This window comes from Methylobacterium sp. AC433 (genome assembly GCF_979253015.1).
Map to the genome: position 1 here is coordinate 54160 of NZ_CEEDBN010000017.1, position 22933 is coordinate 77092.

Sequence of the window (22933 nt, forward strand, 5' to 3'; positions counted from 1 at the left end):
ACGGCGACAGGATTCTCCGACACCATGGCGGCATCCACACAGACCCGGGCCAACTCCCGCAGCGAGGCCCGGGCCGGCCGGGCATCCGGCGCCTCCCCGGTCCGCGCGCTCCTCGCCGCCGCGGCCCTGTGCGCCGTCGGCGGCTGCGTCGTCGGGCCGGACTACGTGCCGCCGGCCGACCCGCCGGCCACCCGCTACACCCGCGAGCCCCTGCGCAACCCCACCGCCACCGACGACATCCGCACCGCCCATGGCGGCTCGGCCGACCAGAACTTCGTCGCGGGCGCCGACGTGCCGGGCCAGTGGTGGACGCTGTTCCGCTCCCCCGCCCTCGACCGCCTCGTGGCGGAGGCGCTCGCCAACAACCCGAACCTCGACGCCGCGCAGGCCTCCCTGCGGATCGCGCAGGAGAACGTCGAGGCGCAGCGCGGCACCCTGTTCCCGTTGGTCGGCGCCAATGGCCTCGGCTCGCGCCAGAAGGCCCCCGGCGGCGCCCTGCAGGGGCCGCTGAACGACTCCCGGCAGCTGTTCTACAGCCTCTACACGCCGCAGGTGACGGTCTCGTTCACCCCCGACGTGTTCGGCGGCAACCGGCGCCAGATCGAGTCCCTGGAGGCGCAGGCGGAGAACCAGCGCTTCCAGCTCGAGGCGACCTACCTGACGCTGACCACGAACGTCGTCCTGGCGGCGATCCAGGAGGCGTCGCTGCGCGCCCAGATCGACGCCACCCGCAAGGTGATCCAGGCCCAGACCGAGGTCCTGAACCTCTACAACAAGCAGCTCGCCCTCGGGCAGATCGCCGGGGCCGACGTGGTGGTGCAGCAGGCCGCCCTCTCGGTCTCGATGCAGCTGCTGCCGCCCCTGGAGAAGCAGCTCGCCCAGCAGCGCAACCTCCTGACCGCCCTGGTCGGGCGCCTGCCCAGCGAGGAGATCGCGCCGACCTTCACCCTGGCCTCCCTGCGCCTGCCCACCAACCTGCCGGTGAGCCTGCCCTCGCGCCTCGTGCAGCAGCGCCCGGACGTGAAGGCGGCCGAGGCCAACGTGCAGCAGGCCAGCGCGGCGGTGGGGGTCGCGGTGGCCAACCGCCTGCCGCAGTTCAACATCACCGCCAATGGCGGTGCCAGCGCGGTGCGGATCGCGCAGCTCGCGACCTCGGCGGCCTCGTTCTACGGCATCGTCGGCACCGTGGCGCAGCCGATCTTCGATGCCGGGACCCTGTTCCGGCGCCAGCGCGCGGCCGAGGAGGCGCTGAACGAGGCCCAGGCCCAGTACCGGGCCGTGGTGATCGGCGCCTTCCAGAACGTCGCCGACACCTTGCGCGCGCTCCAATCCGACGCCAAGGCGGTGGCGGCGGCCTCCGCCGCCGAGCGGGCCACCGGCGAGAGCCTCGGCCTGATCCGCAAGCAATACGCGGCGGGCGCCCTCAACAGCACCCAGGTGCTGATCGCCCAGCAATCCTACCTCTCGGCCCTGGTGACCTCGGCGGGCGCGCGCGCCAACCAGTATGCCGACACCGCCGCCCTGTTCCAGGCCCTCGGCGGCGGCTGGTGGAACCGCACCGACGTGAAGCCGGCGCCGCCGAGCACGGACCCGGCGAAGTTCCTCTAGGGGCAGGGGCCGGGAACCGCCGGGCCGGGCAGGCCGGAGCGGCGCGGGCAAACCGTTCGTTACCAGGGGGTTAAGCCGCGATTTGTTGGCTTGGGCCGACGAGATGCGCTATAGCTTCGGGCAGGACACCGCACGGGTCGGCTCAGCGGCCGGAGACGCGCGCGACAACGCCGTGAGCGGGCGGGACCGACCCTTGCCGCCGACGCTCCGGACCCCGGACAGGTAGAGACCGAAGACCTTGGCAGAGAACGACATTCCGGGCGCCGGCACGCCACCGCCCGCCTCCGACATCAAGCCCGTATCCATCACCGACGAGATGAAGCGCTCCTACCTCGATTACGCCATGAGCGTGATCGTGAGCCGGGCGCTGCCGGACGCGCGCGACGGCCTCAAGCCCGTGCACCGGCGCATCCTCTACTCGGCCTACGAGAGCGGGCACCTGCCCGAGCGCAAATACGTCAAGTCGGCCCGCATCGTCGGCGACGTGATCGGCCTCTACCACCCGCACGGCGACCAATCGATCTACGACGCCTTGGTCCGCATGGCGCAGGACTTCTCGATGCGCCTGATGCTCATCGACGGGCAGGGCAATTTCGGCTCCGTCGACGGCGATCCGCCGGCCGCCATGCGCTACACCGAGTCGCGCCTCGCCAAGCCGGCCAACGCGCTGCTCGCCGACATCGACAAGAACACCGTCGACTTCCAGCCGAACTACGACGAGTCGCGCGAGGAGCCGACCGTCCTGCCGGCGCGCTTCCCCAACCTCCTCGTCAACGGCGCCGGCGGCATCGCGGTCGGCATGGCCACCAACATCCCGCCGCACAACCTCGGCGAGCTGATCGATGCCTGCGTCGCGCTCATCGACGATCCCGGCCTCTCGATCGAGCAGCTCACCGAGATCGTGCCCGGCCCCGACTTCCCCACCGGCGGCTCGATCCTCGGCCGCGCCGGCACCCGCCAGGCCTACGCCACGGGCCGCGGTTCGATCATCATGCGGGCGAAGTCCCACGTGGAGGAGCTGCGCAAGGAGCGCGAGGCGCTGATCTTCACCGAGATCCCGTATCAGGTGAACAAGGCGACGCTCATGGAGAAGATCGCCGAGCTCGTGAAGGAGAAGCGCGTCGAGGGCATCTCCGACCTGCGCGACGAATCCGACCGCGACGGCATGCGCATCGTCGTCGAGATTAAGCGCGACGCCATGGCGGACGTGGTGCTGAACCAGCTCTACCGCTTCACGCCCCTGCAATCGTCCTTCGGCTGCAACATGGTGGCGCTGAACGGCGGCCGCCCCGAGCTGATGAACCTGAAGGACCTGCTCCAGGCCTTCATCGACTTCCGCGAGGAGGTGGTGTCGCGGAGGACCAAGTTCCTCCTGAACAAGGCCCGCGAGCGCGCCCACGTGCTGTGCGGCCTCGCCATCGCGGTCGCCAACATCGACGAGGTCATCCGCCTGATCCGGACCTCGCCCGATCCCAACACCGCCCGCGACGCGCTGATGGCGCGCAGCTGGCCCGCCCACGACATCGCCCCGCTCATCGCCCTCGTGGACGATCCGCGCCACCGGGTCGCCGAGGACGGCACCTACCGCCTCTCCGAGGTGCAGGCCCGCGCCATCCTGGACCTGCGCCTGCAGCGCCTCACGGCGCTCGGCCGCGACGAGATCGGCGACGAGCTGAAGAAGCTCGCCGACGAGATCGCCGACTACCTCGACATCCTGCGCTCGCGCCTGCGCATCATGGGCATCGTCAAGGACGAGTTCGCGGAGGTCCGCGAGGCCTACGCCACCCCGCGCCGCACCGTGATCCTGGACTGGGACTCGAACGTCGAGGACGAGGACCTGATCCAGCGCGAGGACATGGTCGTCACCGTGTCCCATGCGGGCTACGTCAAGCGCGTGCCGCTCTCGACCTACCGGGCGCAGCGCCGGGGCGGCAAGGGACGCTCGGGCATGTCGACCCGCGACGAGGATTTCGTCACCCGCCTGTTCGTGGCCAACACCCATACGCCGGTGCTGTTCTTCTCGAACCAGGGCCAGGTCTACAAGGAGAAGGTCTGGCGCCTGCCGATGGCGGCGCCGAACGCCCGCGGCAAGGCGCTGGTCAACATCCTGTCGATGGATGCCGGCACCGAGCGCATCACCACCATCATGCCGCTGCCCGAGGACGAGGCCTCCTGGGAGACCCTCGACGTCATGTTCGCCACGGCGAGCGGCAGCGTGCGCCGGAACAAGCTCTCGGACTTCGTGCAGGTGAACCGCGCCGGCAAGATCGCCATGAAGCTCGATGCGGGCGACCACATCGTCCACGTGGAGATCTGCCGCGCCGACCAGAACGTGCTGCTCACCACGCAGGCCGGCCAGTGCATCCGCTTCCCCGTCGAGGACGTCCGCGTCTTCAAGGGCCGCGATTCCACCGGCGTGCGCGGCATCAGCCTGGGCAAGGACGACCGCGTCATCTCGATGACGATCCTCAACGCCTTCGACGCCTCCCCCGAGGAGCGGGCGGGCTACCTGAAGATGCGCCGCGCCGTGATCGGCGACGGGGTCGAGGGCGAGGAGACCGCGAGCCCCGAGGCGGAGGAGGGCGTGGCCGAGGCCAGCGCCATCTCCCTGGACCGCTACAACGACATGGGCGCTGCCGAGCAGTTCGTCCTCACCCTGTCCGAGCGCGGCTACGGCAAGCGCACCTCGTCCTACGAGTACCGGACCTCGGGCCGCGGCGGCAAAGGCATCACGGCGATGCGGGTCAACGCCCGCAACGGCAACCTCGTGGCCTCCTTCCCGGTGCAGCCCTCCGACCAGATCATGCTGGTCACCGATGGCGGCCAGCTCATCCGCGTGCCGGTGGACGACATCCGCATCGTCGGCCGCGCCTCGCAGGGCGTGACGGTGTTCAACACGGAGAAGACCGAGAAGGTCGTGTCCGTCGAGCACATCGAGGGCGAGGACGAGAGCGAGGGCGGCGACGAGGCCGTGTAGGGCCCCGCGAACCGCACCGCGTCGCGCGGGCGGCCCGGCGGCCGTCCGCGCGACGCCGAGCGGCTTAAGCCGTTTTCGTGTCCGGGCCGGAGGTTCCGTTTCGGGACGAAATGCTCTACCCCGGGCCGCGATGATCCGCACCGCCCTCTATGCCGGCTCGTTCGACCCGGTCACGAACGGACACCTCGACGTCATTCGTCAGGCGTGCCGGCTCGTGCCGAGCCTCGTCATCGCCATCGGCGTGCATCCCGGCAAGGCGCCGATGTTCTCGCCCGAGGAACGCGCCGAACTCCTGCACGCCACCTGCGGCCCCCTGGCCGAGGCCGAGGACACCGAGCTGACGATCGTGACTTTCGACGACCTCGCGGTCACGGCGGCGCGGCGGGTCGGCGCCACCGTCTTCATCCGCGGCCTGCGCGACGGCACCGACCTCGATTACGAGATGCAGCTCGCCGGCATGAACGGCGCCATGGCGCCGGAGGTGCAGACCGTGTTCCTGCCCGCCTCCACCGGTGTCCGGCCGATCACCGCCACCCTCGTCCGCCAGATCGCGGCCATGGGCGGCGACGTCTCGCCCTTCGTGCCGCCGCTGGTGGCGGCGCGCCTCGCCCAGCGCTTCGCCGCGGCCTGAGCCACTCCTCGTCACGACCAACGAAAGCATGCTGACCCCATGGCCTTTGGACTGAATCGCCGCCTCGCCCTCCTCAGCCTCGCCGGCCTGCTCGCCACGACCCCCGCGGCCTGGGCGGTGGACGACAACACCGTCTACCTCGACACCAAGGATGGCCGCGTCACCATCGAGCTGCGTCCCGAGATCGCCCCGAAGCACGTCGCCCAGCTCAAGACCCTGATCAAGCAGGGCTTCTACAACGGCCTCAAGTTCCACCGGGTGATGGACGGCTTCATGGCCCAGACCGGCGACCCGAAGGGCAACGGCACCGGCGGCTCCAGCCTGCCGAACATCCCGGCCGAGTTCTCGCAGGCGCCGTTCCGCCGCGGCACGGTGGGCATGGCCCGGTCGTCCGAGCCGAACTCGGCCAACTCGCAGTTCTTCATCTGCCTCGGCGACGCGCCGTTCCTCAACGGCCAGTACACCGTGGTCGGCCTGGTCTCCTCGGGCATGGAGGCCGTCGACGCGATCAAGAAGGCGGCGCCCGGCGCCCCGGGCGGGGCGGTGCAGAACCCCGACAAGATCGTGAAGATGCAGATGGCGCAGGGAGCCAAGTAGTTTGCGGGGCGTCGGCCGCCACATCGGGGCGCTGGCGGTCTTCGCCGCCGCCGGGCTCCCCGTGCGGGCGGCGCCCTCCACCGGCCCTCTGACCCTGCCCGAGACCCTGCGGGGCACCGTCCAGGTCCCGCAGGCCGCGCCGCAGACGGGCATGGCCGACGGACAGAAGGCTCCCGACGGCCAGAAGCCGGCCGACACCCTGCGGGAGCTCTATCCCGTCCTCGCCGCGTGCTGGGAAGTCCCCGAGGGTCTGGCTCGCTTCGAGCGCACCGAGATCACCGCCCGCTTCGCCCTGCGCCGGGACGGGTCCGTCATCGGCACGCCGCGCGTGACCTTCTCGACGCAGGATTCGGACACCCGCGCCTACCGCATCCTCACGGATGCGACCCTGGCGGCGATCCGGCGCTGCACGCCCGCCCGGATCACCCCCGCCCTCGGCGCGGCCATCGCGGGGCGCCCCATCGCGCTCCGCTTCATCTACCAAGGACCCAAGGGAAAAGGAGTCTAGACCCATGGCAGAGACCGAGACCATCATCCTCGAGACCAGCAAGGGCCGCGTCGTGATCGGGCTGCGCCCCGACCTCGCCCCGAACCATGTCGAGCGCCTGAAGACGCTCGCCGCGCAGGGCTTCTACGACGGCGTGCCGTTCCATCGCGTGATCGACGGCTTCATGGCCCAGACCGGCGACCCGACCGGCACCGGTTCGGGCGGCTCCGACCTGCCCGACCTCAATGCCGAGTTCAACGCCGAGCCGCACGTGCGCGGCACCTGCTCGATGGCGCGCACCAACTTCCCGCACTCGGCCAATTCGCAGTTTTTCATCTGCTTCGGCGATGCCCGCTTCCTCGACAAGCAGTACACCGTCTGGGGCAAGGTCGTGGAAGGCATGGACGTGGTCGACACCCTGAACAAGGGCGAGCCGCCGCGCTCCCCCGACAAGATCGTCAAGGCGACCGTCGGCGCGGCCTGATCCGGCCCGGACGATCCGAGCACGAAAATCCGATTTCGAGGGAAGTGTCCGCGCGAAGGTGCGGACACTTCTTTCGTTTTCGAACCCTGCGGGGCTTGGCACGGCACGCGCGGCCTGGGAGACCGCGTGCGATGACCGGCACCCTCCCGCTTCGCGACGTCCTTCTCGCCCTGGCGGTGGTGGCCGTCTGGGGCACCAACTTCGTCGTGATCCGGATCGGGCTCGACCACCTGCCGCCGCTGCTGTTCGCGGCGCTGCGCTTCGTGCTCGCCGCCCTGCCGGGCGTGTGGCTGCTGCGCCGTCCCGCCGTCCCGTGGCGCAACCTCGCCACCTACGGCCTGCTGATCGGGGCCGGACAATTCGGCCTGCTGTTCATCGCCATGCGCGGCCAGATCTCCCCCGGCCTCGCCTCACTGGTGATCCAGATCCAGGTCTTCTTCACCATCGGCCTCTCAATCCGCCTCACCGGCGAACGGGTGCCCGGCCACCAATGGGCGGCCCTCGGCCTCGCGGCGGCGGGCCTCGCCGTCATCGCCCTCCACACCGACGCCACGACGACGCCGCTGGGCCTCGGGCTCGTGGTCTGCGCCGCGGCGAGCTGGGCCGGCGGCAACATGGCGGCCAAGCGCAGCGGGGCGCGGTCGATGCTGCCCTACGTGGTCTGGGCGAGCCTGTTCTCGGCCCCGCCGCTCCTCGCCGCGTCGTTCGCCCTCGAGGGCTGGGAGGCCATCCGCGACGGCCTCCTGCGGGCCGACCGGGCGACCTGGGCCGCGGTGGCCTGGCAGTCGGTGGGCAACACCATGTTCGGCTACGCGGTCTGGGGCTGGCTGCTGTCGCGCCACCCCGCCGCCCTGATCACCCCGATGGCGCTGCTGGTGCCGGTCTTCGGCATGGGCGCCTCGGCCCTCTGGCTCGGCGAGCCGCTGCCGGCCTGGAAGCTCGGCGCCGCCGGCCTCGTCCTCGGCGGCCTCGCCCTCGGGCTGCTCTATCCGCGCTGGCGGGCGCGTGCGGCGGCCAGGAATGGCCCGGCCTGAGCGGCCCGCCCCCGCGTATCAGGTGTCTCCGCTCGCGGCGAGGCGGGCCTCGGCGGCCGCCAGGTCGTCCGGCCCATTGATGTTGGCGAAGGGGTCATCGGGCTCCGCCGGCCAGGACACCGCCACCGCGCCGTGGCGCCTGAGGAAGGCGCCGACCCGACGCTCGCCGCGGACGACCAGGGCCTCGCGCAGGTCCGCCCGCAGGGCCACCGGCCAGAGCGCCACCGTGAAGTGCTCGCGCCCGCCCGACGCCGCCATGGCGATGGCGTCGTCCCGCCCGGCCGCTTCGGCGAGGCGGGCGACGAGGTCGACCGGCAGGAAGGGCGCATCGCCGGAGACGCTGGCGACGTGGCGCGTGGTCGGGTGGTGGGCCGCCGCGTGCTCCAGCCCGGCGAGGACACCGGCGAGCGGCCCCGGATTGTCGGCCACCCCGTCGGGCACGATCGCGCCCGGAAAACCGGGGAAGCGGCCCGGATCGCCGTTGGCGTTGAGGATCACGCCGGCCGCGCATTGCGGGGCGAAGCGGGCCAGCACCCGGTCGAGCAGGGTGCGGCCGCCGAGGCGCCGCAGGGGCTTGTCGCCCCCGCCCATGCGGCGCGCGAGCCCGCCGGCGAGGATCACGCCCAGCACCGGCGGCATCGGCGGTTACTCGATGACGATGCGGGGCGCGGCCCGCGGAGCCGGTCCGCCGGTCAGGTTGCCCCAGAGCTTGGCGGCGATGCCGCGATAGACCTGCGCGTGCGGACCGTCGGGATCCACCGCCACCACCGGGCGGCCGGCATCCGAGGTCTCGCGGATCGTCATGTTCAGCGGGACCTCGCCGAGGAACGGCACCTCCAGCCGCTCGGCCTCGGCCCGCGCGCCGCCATGCCCGAAGATGTGGGAGGCCGTGCCGCAATGCGGGCAGATGAAGGTCGCCATGTTCTCGATGACGCCGAGGATCGGCACCGCGACCTTTCGGAACATCGTGACGCCGCGGCGCGCGTCGATGAGGGCCAGATCCTGCGGCGTCGAGACGATCACCGCTCCCGAGAGGGGGGTCGCCTGGGCCATGGTGAGCTGCGCGTCGCCGGTGCCGGGGGGCATGTCGACCACGAGGACGTCGAGCTCGCCCCAGGCGACCTCGCGCAGCATCTGGGTGATGGCCGACTGCACCATCGGCCCGCGCCAGATCATCGCCGTCTCGGGTTCGATCAGGAAGCCGATCGACATCACCTTGATGCCGAAGCCCTCCATGGGCGCCAGCAGCCGCTCCTCGATGACGCGCGGCTTGCCCGACAGGCCGAACAGCTTCGGCACCGAGGGGCCGTAGATGTCGGCATCGAGCAGGCCGACCTTCAGGCCCTGGGCCGAGAGGGCGAGGGCGAGGTTGCAGGCGGTCGTCGACTTGCCGACGCCGCCCTTGCCGGAGGCGACGGCCACGATGTGGCGCACGCCCGGAAGAGCCGGACCGGTCCGCGGCGGCGGCGGCGCGGCGGGACGGCCGGGGGCGGGCGGCTGCGGGGCCGCGGCCTGAGGGGCGTTCTGGGCCGGCTGGTTCGGGCCGCGCTCGGAGGTCAGGCTCGCGAAGACGCCGGAGACGCCGGGCGTGGCCAGGATCGCGCCCTCGGCCTGGCGCCGGATCGGCTCGAAGCGCTCGGCCTCGCTGGGGTCGATCAGGATCGAGAACATCACCCGGCTGGTCGGGTCGACCACCACCTGCGACAGGCGCCCGGAGGCGGGCAGGGTGGTGCCCGCGGCATCGACGGTCACGCTCGAGAGCACCTTCAGGACGTCGTCACGGGTGATCGCCAAGGTTCGGGCTCCTGGCCGCGTCCGGCCGGGGGCCGAGGCGCGGAGACACTTCGGGGATCGCGCATGCCGCGGCCCCGGCCGGGCCGCGCGCGACGAACCCATGCGACAGCACAAGCCGTGACGGAGCGCAAGCGCTTCCCCCGCATGCCGGGGGCGAGACCCCTCGTCGCGGCAGGCGTCCCGACCGATCCGGGCGGGCCACGCGACGCGCCCCGATTTCGATCAATTCGTTCAGATTCCGGTAGGCATGAGTCGAGGGGAGGGGCGGAGCCTTGCGTCCGCCGGGCCATCCGCAACGTTCGGTGCAACACGAAGAGGACGCCCACCGGCGGCCTCGACCGCTGCAGGATCCCTCCACCGTGCCCCCCTGGTTCCGCCTGCCACCCTGGTTTCGCTCCCGGTCTCCTGCGCCCGTCGGGGCGCCGAGGCCCCGGCCGCGCGGTGAGGTCGCCGATCGCGACCTGACCATGAGCCCGTATCTCCTGCGCTTCTCCCGGCCGGTCTCGGCCCGCTACGAGATCGACACCGGCCGGGAGCGGGCGCTCCACCTGCGCCGCACGATCCTGATCGGGCTCGTGTTCCACAACGCCTACAACCTGACCACCGCCCTGCTCATGCCGGACATGCTGCCCCTGGCGCTGGCCCTGCGGCTGTTCCTGGTCACGCCGCTCGGCCTGCTGCTGGCCTGGTCGGTCACCCGGATGCCGGGTCCGCGGCGCGAGCGCATGGTCACGGCCACGATGCTGCTGGTCACCGCGGTGCCGATCCTGCTGTTCAGCCTGGAGCGGGAGGCGATGAGCGCCATCTGCTACATCGAGTACCCGCTGATGATGGTGTTCGCCACCATGATGCTGGTGCTGCGCTTCCCCCACGCGCTGATCCTCACCGGCCTCAGCGCGGCGGCCTCCTTCGCCAGCCTCGCCCTGCGGGTCGACCTGCCCCCCGAGCTCGCCCTCTGCCTGGCGTTCCAGACCGTGGCCGGCGCCTTCTTCGTCCTCTACGGCAACCACCAGATCGAGGGCGTGCGCCGGCGTTCCTACCTCGTCTCCCTGCGGGAGATCCTGCGCTCGGCCGGCCTCGAGCAGGACCGGCGCGTGCTCACCGCGCTGTCGGAGACGGACGCCCTCACCGGCCTCGCCAACCGCCGCGCCCTCGACGGCGCCCTGTCCGCCACGGCCGGCGACGCGCGCGGGCTCGCCCTGCTGATGATCGACGTCGACCACTTCAAGCGCTTCAACGACGCCTACGGCCACCCGGCCGGCGATGCCTGCCTGCGCCGGATCGCCGAGGCCCTGGCGGGGGAGACGCGCGGCGGGCGGGACTGCGTCGCCCGCTACGGCGGGGAGGAGTTCTCCGTGCTGATGCGCGGCTGCGACGATCGCGCCGTCGCCCGGGTGGTCCGGCGCCTGCGCGCGGGCATCGCCGCCCTGGAGATCCCGCACGCGGCGCGGGGCGACGGCGAGCCCTTCGTCACCGTGAGCATCGGCGTCGCCGTGGCCCCGGCCGGACGCACGACGTCCCCGTCCGAGCTCCTGGCCGAGGCGGATGCCGCCCTCTACGAGGCCAAGGGGCAGGGCCGGAACCGCCACGTAGTCCGCGTGGTCGACGGGGCGGCCGTCCTCCTCCACGACCGCCGCCTCGGCCGGCTCGGCGCCCTGCGCCGCAAGCCGGTCCGCCCGGCCGCCCAGGGCGGGTCCGCGCTGCCCCCGGCGGCGCGCCTCTCCGAAACCAATGCGGCCCTGGCTCGTTGAGCACACGATCCGGCCGCCGATCGCCGCGCCGGAAAGCCATTCGTCGAGTTGGAGACTGCAATCCCATGCACCAGGGCAACCACCGCGACCACGAGGGCGCCAAGAAGCTGTTCGCCCTCATCAAGGACGTCAAGGTCGCGATGATGACCACCGCCGACCAGGACGGGAAGCTCTACAGCCGCCCGATGTGGTGCCAGGAGGCGGACGAGAACGGCGACCTGTGGTTCTTCACCAAGCTGCACTCCCCGAAGACCGCCGAGATCAGCAAGGACAACCAGATCAACCTCGCCTACTCGGATCCGTCGAGCCAGACCTACGTCTCGATCGCCGGCAAGGCCGAGATCGTCACCGACCAGGCGATCATCAACGACAAGTGGAGCGAGAGCCTGAAGACCTGGTTCCCCAACGGCAAGGAGGATCCCGAGGTCGCCCTCCTGCGCGTCCACCCCGATAAGGGCGAGTACTGGGACAGCCCGAACGCCACGATGCTGCACATCTACGGCTACGTGAAGGCCGCGCTGACCGGCGAGTCGCCCAAGACCGAGACCAAGAAGGTCGACCTCGCCTGAACCCCGGGCCCGGACGTTCCCGGAGGGCGGCGTGCCGAGGGGCGCGCCGCCCTCTTTCGTTCGGCGGGTCGATCTGACGGACCTGCCTCGCGCCGGCGATCCGACCGCGGCACGCCGGTCGTTCCGGGACCGGCCCAGAGCCCGAGACGGGTCCGGGCCGACGCAGCGGGAGCGGCCCGACCGAAGGGCGTCGCCCTCAATTCGCCCGGGCGACCTCGACGAGGTTGTCCGAGAAGGACGGGGCGTGGCCCATGTCGGTGAAGGCCCCCGACGAGATGCTGTTGACCGTGCCCTCGTTGAGCTGGCGCCAGTAACCCAGCGTCGCGACCACGATGCCGGCCTTCACGTCGTCGGTGATGCGCGCCACGCCCTTGAAGGCGCCGCGGTCGTTGGCGACCTGGACCTTGTCGCCGTCCCGGATGCCGCGGGCATCGGCGTCGGCCTGGCTGATCATCACGAACTGCTCGCCCTGGCCCTTCTGCTTGTCCTCCATGTTCGCGTAGCAGGAGTTCAGGAAGTAGTGGCTTTTCGGCGAGACGATGTTGAGCGGGAAGCGCTTGGCCAGCTCCGGGTCGTTGGCGTGAGATTCCCGCGGGCCGAGGTAGTCGGGCAGCGGGTCGAGCGCCTCGCCGGGCTGGAAGCCCTCGTACATCTGCCGGAACGGCGGGGCGACGAAGTTCGTGGCGCCCTCGACCTTGAGCATGCACTTGCCGGTCGGCGTCGGGAAGTTGCCGTCCCGGTGCGGCGCCCGGTCGTCCGGCGTGCCGACCTTGAGGCGGGCGAAGCCGTGCTCGCGCATGTACTGGAGGTCGATGCCCTCGCAGGCCGGCGAGCTCCAGTCGACGTAGTGCTCCAGGCACTCCGTGTCGGTCCACTTGAAGTTCTCTTCCTCGAAGCCGAGCCGGGCGGCGAGCTGGCGGAAGATCTCGTTGTTCGGGATCGCCTCGCCCGGCGCGTCCGCACACTTGGTGTTGTAGGTCAGGTAGAGGTGGCCCCAGGACAGGATCATGTCCTCCATCTCCGCCCCCATCGTGGCCGGGAGCAGGATGTCTGCGTAGGAGGCGGTGTCCGAGATGAAGTGCTCGGCCGAGACCATGAACAGGTCCTCGCGCATCAGCCCCTCGACGATCTTGTCGGTCTCGGGCGCCTGGGTGACCGGGTTCGAGTTCCAGCACATCATCGACATGATCGGCGGGTCGAGCTTCATCTCGCCGGTGAGCGCGCGTCCGATCTGCAGGTTCGAGACGACGCGGGTGCCCTCGGGGATCAGGTCGGGCCGGCACATCACGTCGAACTTGTAGGGGTGCTCCCAGACGCCGAACTGGGTGACGCCGCCGCCGACGTGGCGCCAGGCGCCCGTCAGCGCCGGAATGCAGGTGACGGCCCGGATGGTCTGGCCGCCGCCGTAGTGGCGCTCCAGGGCCACGCCCATGCGGATCGCGGCCGGCTGCGCGGTGGCGAGTTCGCGGGCGAGCTTGCGGATGTCCTCGGCCGGGACGCCGGTGATCGCGGCGGCCCATTCCGGGGTTCGGGTGCGGGCCCGCTCCTTCAGCTCCTCGAAGCCGACGGTGTGATTGTCGACGTAGTCCTGGTCGACCAGGCCCTCTTCGATGATCGAATTGATCAGCGCCATGGCCAGCGCGCCGTCCGTGCCGGGCTTCGGGGCGACGTGCCAGTCGGCCGCCTTGGCGGTGCGCGAGGCGTAGGTGTCGATCACGACGACCTTGGCGCCCTTCTTCTGGGCGTCCTTGACGATGGCCCAGTGGTGCAGGTTCGTGCTGACCGAGTTGCAAGCCCAGATCACGATGTACTTGGAATGGATGTAGCTGTCCGGGTCGAGGCCGGCGGTCGGGCCGACGGTGAGCAGCCACGCCGTGCAGGAGCCCTCGCCGCAGAAGGTGCGCTCCATGACCGTGGCGCCCATCCGGTTGAAGAAGGCGTCGCCGCCGTTCAGCCCGTGCACGAGGCCCTGGTTGCCGAGGTAGCTGTAGGGCGCGATGGCTTCGCGGCCGTACTGATCGATGATCGCCTTCCAGCGGCTCACGATGGTGTCGAGCGCCTCGTCCCAGGTGATGCGCTCGAACTGCTTCGTGCCCTTCGGCCCGACGCGCTTCATCGGATAGAGCAGCCGGTCCGGATGGTAGTGGCGCTTCTCGTAGTCCTTCAGCTTCACGCAGAGGCCGCCCCGGGTCATCGGATGGTCCGGATTGCCGCGCACGCTGAGCAGTTCCCCGTCCTTGACCTCGAACAGCATCGAGCAGGTATCCGGGCAGTCATGCGGACAACCGCCGAAGAAGGTCTCGGTCAGGCTCTCGGCCTGAGCGACGAGCAGGGAATCGGGCTTGACGATCTCGTTCATGGTTCCTCCACGGCCGAGCGTCCCGTCTTATTGTTCCTGACGAGCCGGCCCGGTGCCCGAGCAGGATGCACTTAAGTGCGAACAATTCCAAATTACGTTTCGGCGAAGACGGGCTCGCGCTCGGACCACCATCCGCGTCGACCGATTGACTCGACCCGCGCTGCCATGCGCCTCTGCGGCCGCGCGGGCGCCGGGGGCGCCCTCTGAAGGGCCGTGATCCGAACCATGCTCGATCTCGCCACGCGGGTGTACAACCACAGCTTCAAGATCGACCCGATCGTCCGGTCGCTGCTCGACACGGACTTCTACAAGCTCCTGATGGCGCAGACGATCTTCCGCCGCCATCGCGACGCCCGCGTCACCTTCGGCATCCAGAACCGCTCGCGGCAGGTGCGGCTGGCCGAGTTCGTCGATGCCGGGGAGCTGCGCGAGCAGCTCGACCATGCCCGCTCGGTCCGCCTGAGCCGGGGCGAATCCACCTGGCTGCGCGGCAACACCTTCTACGGCCAGCGCCAGATGTTCTCGGCCGACTTCATGGACTGGCTCGAGGGCTTCCGTCTGCCGGACTACGAATTGGAGGCCCGGGACGGGCAGTACGTCCTGACCTTCCACGGTCCCTGGCTCGAGACCACCATGTGGGAGGTGCCGGCGCTGGCCATCCTCAACGAGCTGCGCACGCGGGGCGTGGTGCGCCACCTCGGCAAGCTCGACCTGCAGGTGCTCTACGCCCGGGCCATGACCCGGGTCTGGGAGAAGATCGAGCGGCTGCAGCGCCTGCCCGGCCTCTCCATCGCGGATTTCGGGACCCGGCGCCGCCACGGCTTCCTGTGGCAGGACTGGTGCGTCGAGGCGATGCACGAGGCCCTGGGCGACCGCTTCCTCGGCACCTCGAACTGCCTGATCGCCCTGCGCCGCGAGGTCGAGGCCGTGGGCACCAACGCCCACGAGCTGCCGATGGTCTACGCGGCGCTGGCCGACGACGATGCGGGCCTCGCCCGCGCCCCCTACGACGTGCTGGCCGACTGGCAGCAGGATTACGCCGGCAATCTCCTGGTGATGCTGCCCGACACCTACGGCACCACCGGCTTCCTGCGCCACGCCCCCGACTGGATGAACGCCTGGACCGGCATCCGCATCGACTCGAAGGAGCCGATCGCCGGCGGCGAGGAGGCCATCGCCTGGTGGCGCTCGCGCGGCTCGGACCCGCGCGAAAAGCTCGCGATCTTCTCCGACGGGCTCGACATCGACACCATCGAGGCGATCCACGCCCATTTCCACGGCCGGATGCGGATCGGCTACGGCTGGGGCACGCTGCTCACCAACGATTTCCGCGGCCTGGTGCCGGACGGCCGCCTCGACCCGATCTCCATCGTCTGCAAGGTGATCGCCGCCGACGGCCGGCCCACCGTGAAGATCTCCGACAACCCGTCGAAGGCGATCGGCCCGGCCGAGGAGATCGCGCGCTACACCCGCGTCTTCGGCGACGTAGGCCAGGCGGCGATGCCGGTGGTGGTCTGAACGGGGTTCAGCCCGGGGACTGGACGATGACCCCGTACCAGCCGAGCCCCGCATAGGTCTCGTAGCCGGGCGTGCGGTGGAAGGCGACGATCCGGCCGGTGCGGGGATCGAGGTCGGCGCCGCTCACGCGGCCGTCCGCGGGCAGCGGCAGGGTCTCCTCCAGCACGCCGCGGCCGTCCGAGGCCGCGATCACCCGGTGGCGCGCATCGACGAGGAGGACCCGGGTGCGGGCCCGGTCCTCGCCCGCCACCCGCACGCCGTCGACGATGGCGCGGGCCTGGGCCTGCCAGTCGAAGTGGATCGCCAGGACGCCGATCGGCCGGGCGCGGCTGTGGCCGTCCGCGCGGACGCTGGCGCAGTAGGTCGCCACCTGCGCCCCGCCGAGGCCGGGCTGGCCCGCCACGTCGGCGGCGACGTAGGCATCCCCGTCGGGGAGGGCGGCCGCGCGCCGGAACCAGTCCTGGTCGGCGACATTGCGCCCGACGAGGCCGGGATAGCGCTCGGGCCGGCCATGGGCGAGCACGTTGCCCTGCAGGTCGCAGAGCCAGAGGTCGAGATAGACCGTGTAGGCGTCGAGGATGATGCCCAGCCGCCGGGTGGCGTGGGCGGCCGCCTCGGGGGTCGGAGCCACGGCGCAGGCCACCATGGCCGCGTCGGTGGCCCACCAGCGCACGTCGCAGGTGCGCTCGTAGAGGTTGCGGTCGATGAGCTCGACCGCGTTGAGGGCGAGGTCGATCAGCCGGTCGGTCTGCGACACCTCGGCGAAGCTCCGGACCCGGACCTGGAGGCCGGCGATGCGGCTCGACAGCTCGACCTCGAGCGCCCGGGCGACGCCCTCGACCTCGGCGCCGATCGCCCGCACCTCCTGCGCCACCACCGAGAAGCCGCGGCCCATCTCGCCGGCGCGGGACGCCTCGATCAGGGCGTTCAGGGCGAGCATCTTGACCTGTCCGGTGATCGCCTGGATGCGCCGGCTCTTGTCGGACGAGATCCGCTGGAGCTCTGCGATCTCGGCGGCGATCCCGCGCAAGTTCGTGGCGTCGGGCGCGGCGCCAACATCCATCGCCGTGTCGTGCAAAACCGCCTCCAATCTTCGCCGGACTTCGATCGTCGTCGCGCGTCGGCAATTTCTACGAAAACAGGCTTATCATTCGATTAAAGCCCGTTCCTCCGCCAGTTGCCGCGCCTCCATCGCCGGCCCTATCCTTCGTTGTCTCGTCCTAGACCCTGATGGTCGACCTGGATCGTCAAACAAGTCTTTCGCGTCTTCGCAGATCGAGCAGCCATGATCGCGCCCGGCGGCGACCGGATGGCAGCACAGCGGCCCGGCTCGCAAGACCTCTCGCTGTAACGCGGCCCGTGCCGGCTCCGCTTCTCTCGGCCCATACGAGCGAGATCGTCGCGGCCTCCTGGGAATGATCTTCCGAAAGCCCGGGCCATCCGGCTCCCGGACGTACACTTGCCTGCGCGAGGCCGCCGCCGAGCCATGCGGCGAATGCAGTCTCGCTCCGGTCCGATCACGGTTTCGCGACGCGACGAACCGCCGGGAGGGATCGATTGTCCGGGGCGCTTCGTTCTTCTCGCGGCGATGCCGGCCGGAGGGCCGGCCCCGCCGCGTCGCGTCTGGAACACGGAATTCGGAATGGCCCTGCGATCACCCCCGAAGCCGTCCCTCGTCCCGCCGCGACCGACCCGCATCGCGGCGGCCGGCACGCCGACCCAGGCCCTGACCTCGCCGATCATCGTCGCCGCCCTGATCATGGTCGGGCTCTATGTCGGGCGCGACGTGCTGATCCCGATCGCCATCGCGATCCTGCTCTCCTTCGTCCTCGGCCCCCTGGTGAACCTGATGCGGCGCTGGCATTTCGGCCGCTTCCTCTCGGTGGCGGCCTCGGTCCTCCTGGCGCTCGGCACCGCCGCCGCCCTGGCGACGCTGATCGGCGTCCAGCTCGCCGACATCGCCAAGGACGTGCCGCGCTACCGCAGCACCATCGAGCGCAAGATCGAGGGCCTCAACGACACGCCGGCCGGGCGACTCGCCGGCTACGTCGCCAGCATCGGCCGGACGATGCACGAGAGCCACGAGGAGCCGAAGCCCGAGCCCAAACCCGAATCCCGGGCCAATCCCGTCCCGCCCGAGAAGGCGATCCTGGTCGAGGTGAAGGAGCGGGTGCCGGGGCCGGTGACCCTGGCGGGCACGCTGCTCTCGCCGATCCTGCACCCGCTGGCCACCATCGGCATCGTCTTCGTGGTGCTGCTCTTCCTGCTGATGCAGCGGGAGGACCTGCGCGACCGCATGATCCGGCTCGCCGGCTCCAGCGACCTCCACCGCACCACGGTGGCGATGGACGACGCCGCCAAGCGCCTCAGCCGCTACTTCCTGGTCCAGCTCGGCCTGAACGCTTCGTTCGGGCTGGTGGTCGGCATCGGGCTGTACGTCCTCGGCGTGCCGAACCCGGTCCTGTGGGGCATCTTCTCGGCGCTGATGCGCTTCGTGCCCTATGTCGGCGCCTTCGTTTCGGCCCTGTTCCCCCTGGCGCTGGCGGCCGCGATCGATCCCGGCTGGTCGATGGTGATCGGGACGCTGATCCTGTTCCTCATCCTGGAGCCCCTGGTCGGGCACTTCATCGAGCCGATGCTCTACGGCCAGTCCACCGGCATGTCGCCCTTCGCGGTCCTGGTCTCGGCCCTGTTCTGGACCTGGCTCTGGGGACCCGTCGGCCTGCTCCTCTCGACGCCGCTGACGGTCTGCCTCGTGGTGCTCGGGCGCCACGTCGACAAGCTCGAATTCCTCGACGTGCTGTTCGGGGACCGGCCGGCCCTGACGCCCGTGGAGAACTTCTACCAGCGCATCCTGGCCGACGACCCGGAGGAGGCGCAGGAGCATGCCGACCTCATCCTCAAGACCTGCTCGCTCACGGCCTATTACGACGAGGTGGTGGTGAAGGGCCTCGAGCTCGCCGCCCGGGACGCCGCCCGGGGCGTGCTCACCACCGAGCAGAAGAACGACATCCGGGCCAGCGTCGGCGGCCTCGTCGAGGAGATGGCCGACCGCGACGACCTGCGCAGCGACACCGAGGCCAAGGCCGATCCGGACGCGCCGCGTCCCGACCCCGTGCCGGAGGCCTGGCGGCCCGCCGGCACCGTCCTGTGCGTGGCCGGGCGCAGCTTCGTCGACGAATCCGCCTGCGCGATCCTGGCCCAGCTCCTGGCCAAGCGCGGGATCGGCGCCCGGGTGGTGCCGTTCTCCGACGTGGCCCGGGCGCGGATCGGGGCGTTCGATCCCGGCCCGGCCCGGCTCGTCTGCATCGTGTCGATGGCGATCAGCGGGGAGCCCACGCACCTGCGCCGGCTGGCCGAGCGCCTGCGCCGCACGCTGCCGGGCGCCTGCTTCGTCCTCGGCCTGTGGCAGGCGGACGATGCCGGCCTCGACGAGGCGACCCGGCGCCGCGCGGTGGATGCCGACATCCACGTCTCGTCCCTGCGGGCCGCCGTGGAGGCCGTGGTGGCCGCCGCGCACGGGACCCGCGGCCCGGCCGCCGAGGCGCCGGAGCCGGAGACCGAGTTTGCCCGGGTGCAGCCGATGCCGGTCTGACGCCGGCGAATGCGGTTTTGGGCTTGACCGCCGCCCCCTCCGTCCGCTTCGCTCCCCGGCATTCCGGGGTCCCGACGGACGGGGCCTCGCCTGAGGGGAGTGCCGATGGGCGTCGTCGATCTCGCGCGGTTCATGGACGATCTCGCCACCGCCTCGGGGCAGGCGATCCTGCCGTTCTTCCGCGCCGCCTTCGGCATGGACGACAAGGCCCGCGGCGGGGCCGCCTTCGACCCGGTGACCGAGGCCGACCGGGCCGCCGAGGTGGCGATGCGCGGCATGATCCGGCGGCAGCTGCCGACCCACGGCATCCTCGGGGAGGAATTCGGCTCGGAGAACCTCGACGCCGAATGCGTCTGGGTCCTCGACCCCATCGACGGGACCCGGGCTTTCGTCGCCGGCCTGCCGACCTGGGGGACGCTGATCGGCCTGACCCATCACGGCGCGGCGGTGCGCGGCCTGATGCACCAGCCCTATCTCGGCGAGCTGTTCTCCGGCGACGGCGCCCAGGCCCGCCTGCGCGCGCCGCGCGGCGAGCGCCAGCTCCTGACCCGTCGCGGCACCGCCCTCGGCCAGGCGATCCTCGCCACCACGGACCCGCGCCTGTTCGCGGAGGGCGAGGAGCGCGAGCGCTTCCGCGGCCTCGAAGGCGCGGTGCGCCTCTCGCGCTACGGCACCGACTGCTACGCCTATTGCATGCTCGCCGCCGGCCAGGTCGACCTCGTGGTGGAGGCCGGTCTCAAACCCTACGACATCGTCGCGCTGATCCCGATCATCGAGGGCGCGGGCGGCATCGTGACGACCTGGGACGGCGGCCCGGCCACCGGGGGCGGACGCATCGTCGCCGCCGGGGACCGCCGCCTGCACGAGGCGGCCCTGCGCCACCTTAATCCGTGAGGCGCAGCCCTCACGCCGCCTTCGTGGCTCACGCACCCGGCGGTTCGATTCCCACGCCGGCCGCGCGCGCGCGAGGTCCGCAGCGCGAGGTCCGCAGAGGGTCGATTTCCGCCGGTCCACCCTGAGGCTGGGAACGCCGTCGGCGGACCATCATGCGAGGCTTCCGCCGGTGCTTTCTCGAAGGCCCGGATCGATGCTTGCGAGGATCGATGCGTGCGAGACACGGCCGCCGTCCCACGGCGTCGTGGCGCCGGCATACCCCGACGACGTCCTTACGTCTCGCGCAGCCATTTCCAGACGTGCTGCACCGTCCCTCGACCGCCGCCTTGCTGGACCACCCGACGCTCGCCGCGCCAGGCCTGAGGGGGAGCGCCGTAGCGCTTGCGGAAGCTGCGGCTGAGCTGGGAGACGCTGCTGAAGGCAAACACCTCGGCCAACCGGCCGATGGTCCGCCTCTCCATCGGATCGGCCAGAGCGTCGCGCACCGCCCTCAAGCGCTCGCCTTGCACGAAGTGCATCACACCCCCCTCCGGCTCGAACATTCGGTAGAGGGTGGACCGCGAGACCAGCATCTGCGCGGCGATGAACTCGGGCGACAGGTCGTTCCGCGACAGATTGGCCTGCACGATCATCCTGGCCAGCGCCATCAGGCCGCCGTCGAGTTCGCGGCCATCCAACACATCCGTGGCCTGCGAAGCATCGAGGAGACGGCGCAGGAAGGCGACGAACTCCCCTGCGAAGGCCTCGGCTTCGTCCGCGAGCGTGGTCGGCAACCGGCGGTAGATGTCGAGGATGCGCGCGGCCAGGAGCCGGTTGCGGGCCGCATCGAAGCGCAAGCCGTGCTCCTCGAGCGGCAGCCCGTGAAGGCGGGTGGTCGGCACGGCGATGCCGATCGCGTCGGCTCGGTCGAGCGTGCCATCGAGCAGGTGACGGCGGCCGATGAACGTCACGGTCCCGGGCGAAGCCGACACGTCCTTGCCACCGACGGTGCCCTGGAAGCGGCCAGAGCGGTAGAGCTGGACCATGTAATGGTCGGGACCGGCATCGACGCGTCGGCGGTCCCGTTGGAGCCGCTGAGTCGAGAGCAGCGAGCGATGGGTGACGAGATCGCTGATCTGGTAGGCTACGTTGGCGCCGAAGGGCAGCGGGGCGGATCGCGTCGTCGGGCTGACCGCGTACATCGGCGCCAGGAGGGTGCGCCATCGCTCGAAAGCCTCGCCCGGAGGCAAGCCTGACGTCGTCAGGAAGAAGGACGGCAGGCCCGCCTCAGCCGTCGTCGCGTCTGCAGTCAACGGGCCACATCCCGCACTATCCGGCCCATTCGGCGGAAGAGGCTAGGCATGAAGTCCTCGACGGGGCAAGACAAATGCCTGTGTCCGGCCGGGACGGCGCACATCCGGCGCAAGCAGGGCGGGAGCAGGGCAAGCCCGCATCCACGGCGTGATCGGGTCGAGAGCCTCTCGGGTCGGGGATCGGCGTCAGGTTCGGACGCCTCACTGCCGCCGAGGCGCAGAGGCCCCTGGGGCTCACGCCCCCGGGGTCCCGAACGTCACGCCTCCAGCCGCGCGCGCTCGGCCGGTTCCGCCGCGTCCGAGCCCGGCATGAAGGCGTCGAAGGCCGCCCAGAAATCCTCCCGGATCGCATCGCGCTCCGACAGGATCTCGTGGCGCGCGCCGGGCAGCACCAGGATGTGCCCGGCCCGGAGGCGGCGGGCGAAGCGCTCGGTGGTGCGGGTGCCGCAGACGGGGTCGGCACCGGCCGCGACGATCAGGGTCGGCACCGCGATCCGTCCCGGCACGCCGGGCGCGGCGAGGCGCTTCATGGCCCGGAAGGCGCTGGCGAGCCAGGCGATGCTGGGATCGCCGACGGCCCCGGCCCCGACGTCGCGGGCCGCCGCCGCGTTGCGGGCGTAGCGCTTCGGGTCCCGGCACAGGCGGTTGTTCGGATAGGGCTTGGTGGCGATCGAGACCGCCGAGCCGAAGGGGATGTAGCGCCGGCCCCAGCCGATCCCGTGCAGGACGCGCGCGAGGAAGGCCGCGCCCGCGGGCCAGCGCACCATGCGGATCGACAGCATCGGCGCCACGGTGACGATGCGCCGGAACGGCAGCCAGCCGTCATGGGCGCCGGTGAGCGCGACGGCGCCGCCCATCGAATGCGCCAGGCAGAGATGCGGGTGGGGCATCAGCGGGCGCAGGATCGCGTCCTCGATCGCCTTCAGGTCGCGGCGGTAATCGTCGAAATGAGCGACGTGGCCCCGGTGGGGGTCGTCGACCTGGCGCTGCGATTCGCCCTGGCCGCGCCAGTCGAAGGCGACGACGGCGAAGCCCCGTCCGCGCAGGTCGGCGATGGTCTCGTAGTACTTCTCGATGAATTCGGCCCGGCCCTGGAGCAGGCAGACCGTGCCCTTCACCAGACGGGTGGTCGGGCGCCAATGGGCGGCCCGCAGCTCGATCCCGTCCTCGGTGCGCACCGCCTTCAGGGCTCCGCCCGGCGGAACGGGATTGTCGGAGGTGGAACGCAGGGTCAGCATCGACGAAGTCTCACGCAGAGAAAGGGACCGAAATTTTTGGCCTCGGCCGCGGCCCAGGCTCTTGCGAGGCTCAAACCCCGCTCCGATATCACGGGAGCACCGGCC

18 protein-coding genes are annotated in these 22933 nt (G+C 71.1%); 12 read left to right on the forward strand and 6 right to left on the reverse strand.

The window, feature by feature from the left end; all coding sequences use genetic code 11:
- Positions 1 to 24 precede the first annotated feature (24 nt).
- The 7 genes from AC0IWM_RS19965 (at position 25) to AC0IWM_RS19995 (ending at position 7818) form a co-directional block, all read left to right on the forward strand.
- Complete coding sequence (locus AC0IWM_RS19965; RefSeq protein WP_471757840.1) at positions 25 to 1608, forward strand: efflux transporter outer membrane subunit; 1584 nt, start codon at positions 25 to 27, stop codon at positions 1606 to 1608.
- Positions 1609 to 1846: 238 nt separating this feature from the next.
- Positions 1847 to 4585: a DNA gyrase subunit A gene (gene gyrA / locus AC0IWM_RS19970; protein ID WP_471757842.1), complete on the forward strand. Its 2739-nt coding sequence runs from the start codon at positions 1847 to 1849 to the stop codon at positions 4583 to 4585.
- A gap of 130 nt (positions 4586 to 4715) precedes the next feature.
- Positions 4716 to 5216: a pantetheine-phosphate adenylyltransferase gene (gene coaD, locus AC0IWM_RS19975; protein ID WP_471757844.1), complete on the forward strand. Its 501-nt coding sequence runs from the start codon at positions 4716 to 4718 to the stop codon at positions 5214 to 5216.
- Between the two features lie 51 nt (positions 5217 to 5267).
- Positions 5268 to 5813, forward strand: coding sequence for a peptidylprolyl isomerase (locus AC0IWM_RS19980; protein WP_471757934.1), 546 nt, complete (start codon positions 5268 to 5270; stop codon positions 5811 to 5813).
- 31 nt (positions 5814 to 5844) lie between these two features.
- Positions 5845 to 6321: a hypothetical protein gene (locus AC0IWM_RS19985; RefSeq protein WP_471757936.1), complete on the forward strand. Its 477-nt coding sequence runs from the start codon at positions 5845 to 5847 to the stop codon at positions 6319 to 6321.
- 4 nt (positions 6322 to 6325) lie between these two features.
- The gene (locus AC0IWM_RS19990; RefSeq protein WP_056474122.1) at positions 6326 to 6784 is read left to right on the forward strand and encodes a peptidylprolyl isomerase; all 459 of its coding nucleotides are present in this window, start codon (positions 6326 to 6328) and stop codon (positions 6782 to 6784) included.
- A gap of 131 nt (positions 6785 to 6915) precedes the next feature.
- On the forward strand, positions 6916 to 7818 hold the full coding sequence (locus tag AC0IWM_RS19995) for an EamA family transporter (protein ID WP_471757846.1): 903 nt from the start codon (positions 6916 to 6918) through the stop codon (positions 7816 to 7818).
- Between the two features lie 18 nt (positions 7819 to 7836).
- Here AC0IWM_RS19995 and mobA read toward each other — a convergent pair whose 3' ends face one another.
- Positions 7837 to 8457 (reverse strand): molybdenum cofactor guanylyltransferase MobA, encoded by a 621-nt coding sequence (gene mobA, locus AC0IWM_RS20000; protein WP_471757848.1) that lies wholly within the window; start codon positions 8455 to 8457, stop codon positions 7837 to 7839.
- A gap of 6 nt (positions 8458 to 8463) precedes the next feature.
- Entirely contained in the window at positions 8464 to 9612 is a 1149-nt protein-coding gene (locus tag AC0IWM_RS20005; protein ID WP_471757850.1) for an Mrp/NBP35 family ATP-binding protein, read from the reverse strand.
- Positions 9613 to 10079: 467 nt separating this feature from the next.
- Here AC0IWM_RS20005 and AC0IWM_RS20010 point away from each other — a divergent pair, with 467 nt between their 5' ends.
- Entirely contained in the window at positions 10080 to 11363 is a 1284-nt protein-coding gene (locus AC0IWM_RS20010) for a GGDEF domain-containing protein (RefSeq protein ID WP_471757851.1), read from the forward strand.
- Positions 11364 to 11428: 65 nt separating this feature from the next.
- Complete coding sequence (locus tag AC0IWM_RS20015; RefSeq protein WP_471757853.1) at positions 11429 to 11932, forward strand: pyridoxamine 5'-phosphate oxidase family protein; 504 nt, start codon at positions 11429 to 11431, stop codon at positions 11930 to 11932.
- A 196-nt stretch (positions 11933 to 12128) separates the two neighbouring features.
- On the opposite strand, the gene AC0IWM_RS20020 is transcribed toward AC0IWM_RS20015, so the two are convergent.
- A complete protein-coding gene (locus AC0IWM_RS20020) occupies positions 12129 to 14291 on the reverse strand; it encodes a molybdopterin-containing oxidoreductase family protein (RefSeq protein WP_471757855.1) in 2163 nt (720 codons plus the stop codon).
- Positions 14292 to 14516: 225 nt separating this feature from the next.
- Between AC0IWM_RS20020 and pncB the strand changes: the two genes are divergently transcribed.
- On the forward strand, positions 14517 to 15809 hold the full coding sequence (gene pncB / locus AC0IWM_RS20025; RefSeq protein WP_471757857.1) for a nicotinate phosphoribosyltransferase: 1293 nt from the start codon (positions 14517 to 14519) through the stop codon (positions 15807 to 15809).
- A 7-nt stretch (positions 15810 to 15816) separates the two neighbouring features.
- Here the strand turns inward: pncB and AC0IWM_RS20030 are convergent, their stop codons facing one another.
- A complete protein-coding gene (locus AC0IWM_RS20030; RefSeq protein ID WP_471757859.1) occupies positions 15817 to 16872 on the reverse strand; it encodes a methyl-accepting chemotaxis protein in 1056 nt (351 codons plus the stop codon).
- Between the two features lie 579 nt (positions 16873 to 17451).
- Between AC0IWM_RS20030 and AC0IWM_RS20035 the strand changes: the two genes are divergently transcribed.
- A complete protein-coding gene (locus tag AC0IWM_RS20035; protein WP_471757861.1) occupies positions 17452 to 19404 on the forward strand; it encodes an AI-2E family transporter in 1953 nt (650 codons plus the stop codon).
- Positions 19405 to 19509: 105 nt separating this feature from the next.
- Positions 19510 to 20298, forward strand: a complete 789-nt coding sequence (hisN, locus tag AC0IWM_RS20040; protein ID WP_056474151.1) for a histidinol-phosphatase — start codon at positions 19510 to 19512, stop codon at positions 20296 to 20298.
- Between the two features lie 272 nt (positions 20299 to 20570).
- Here hisN and AC0IWM_RS20045 read toward each other — a convergent pair whose 3' ends face one another.
- Together AC0IWM_RS20045 and AC0IWM_RS20050 are read right to left on the reverse strand one after the other, a co-directional pair.
- Positions 20571 to 21590, reverse strand: a complete 1020-nt coding sequence (locus tag AC0IWM_RS20045; RefSeq protein ID WP_471757863.1) for a helix-turn-helix domain-containing protein — start codon at positions 21588 to 21590, stop codon at positions 20571 to 20573.
- A 257-nt stretch (positions 21591 to 21847) separates the two neighbouring features.
- On the reverse strand, positions 21848 to 22828 hold the full coding sequence (locus tag AC0IWM_RS20050) for an alpha/beta fold hydrolase (RefSeq protein WP_471757865.1): 981 nt from the start codon (positions 22826 to 22828) through the stop codon (positions 21848 to 21850).
- Between the last annotated feature and the right edge of the window lie 105 nt (positions 22829 to 22933).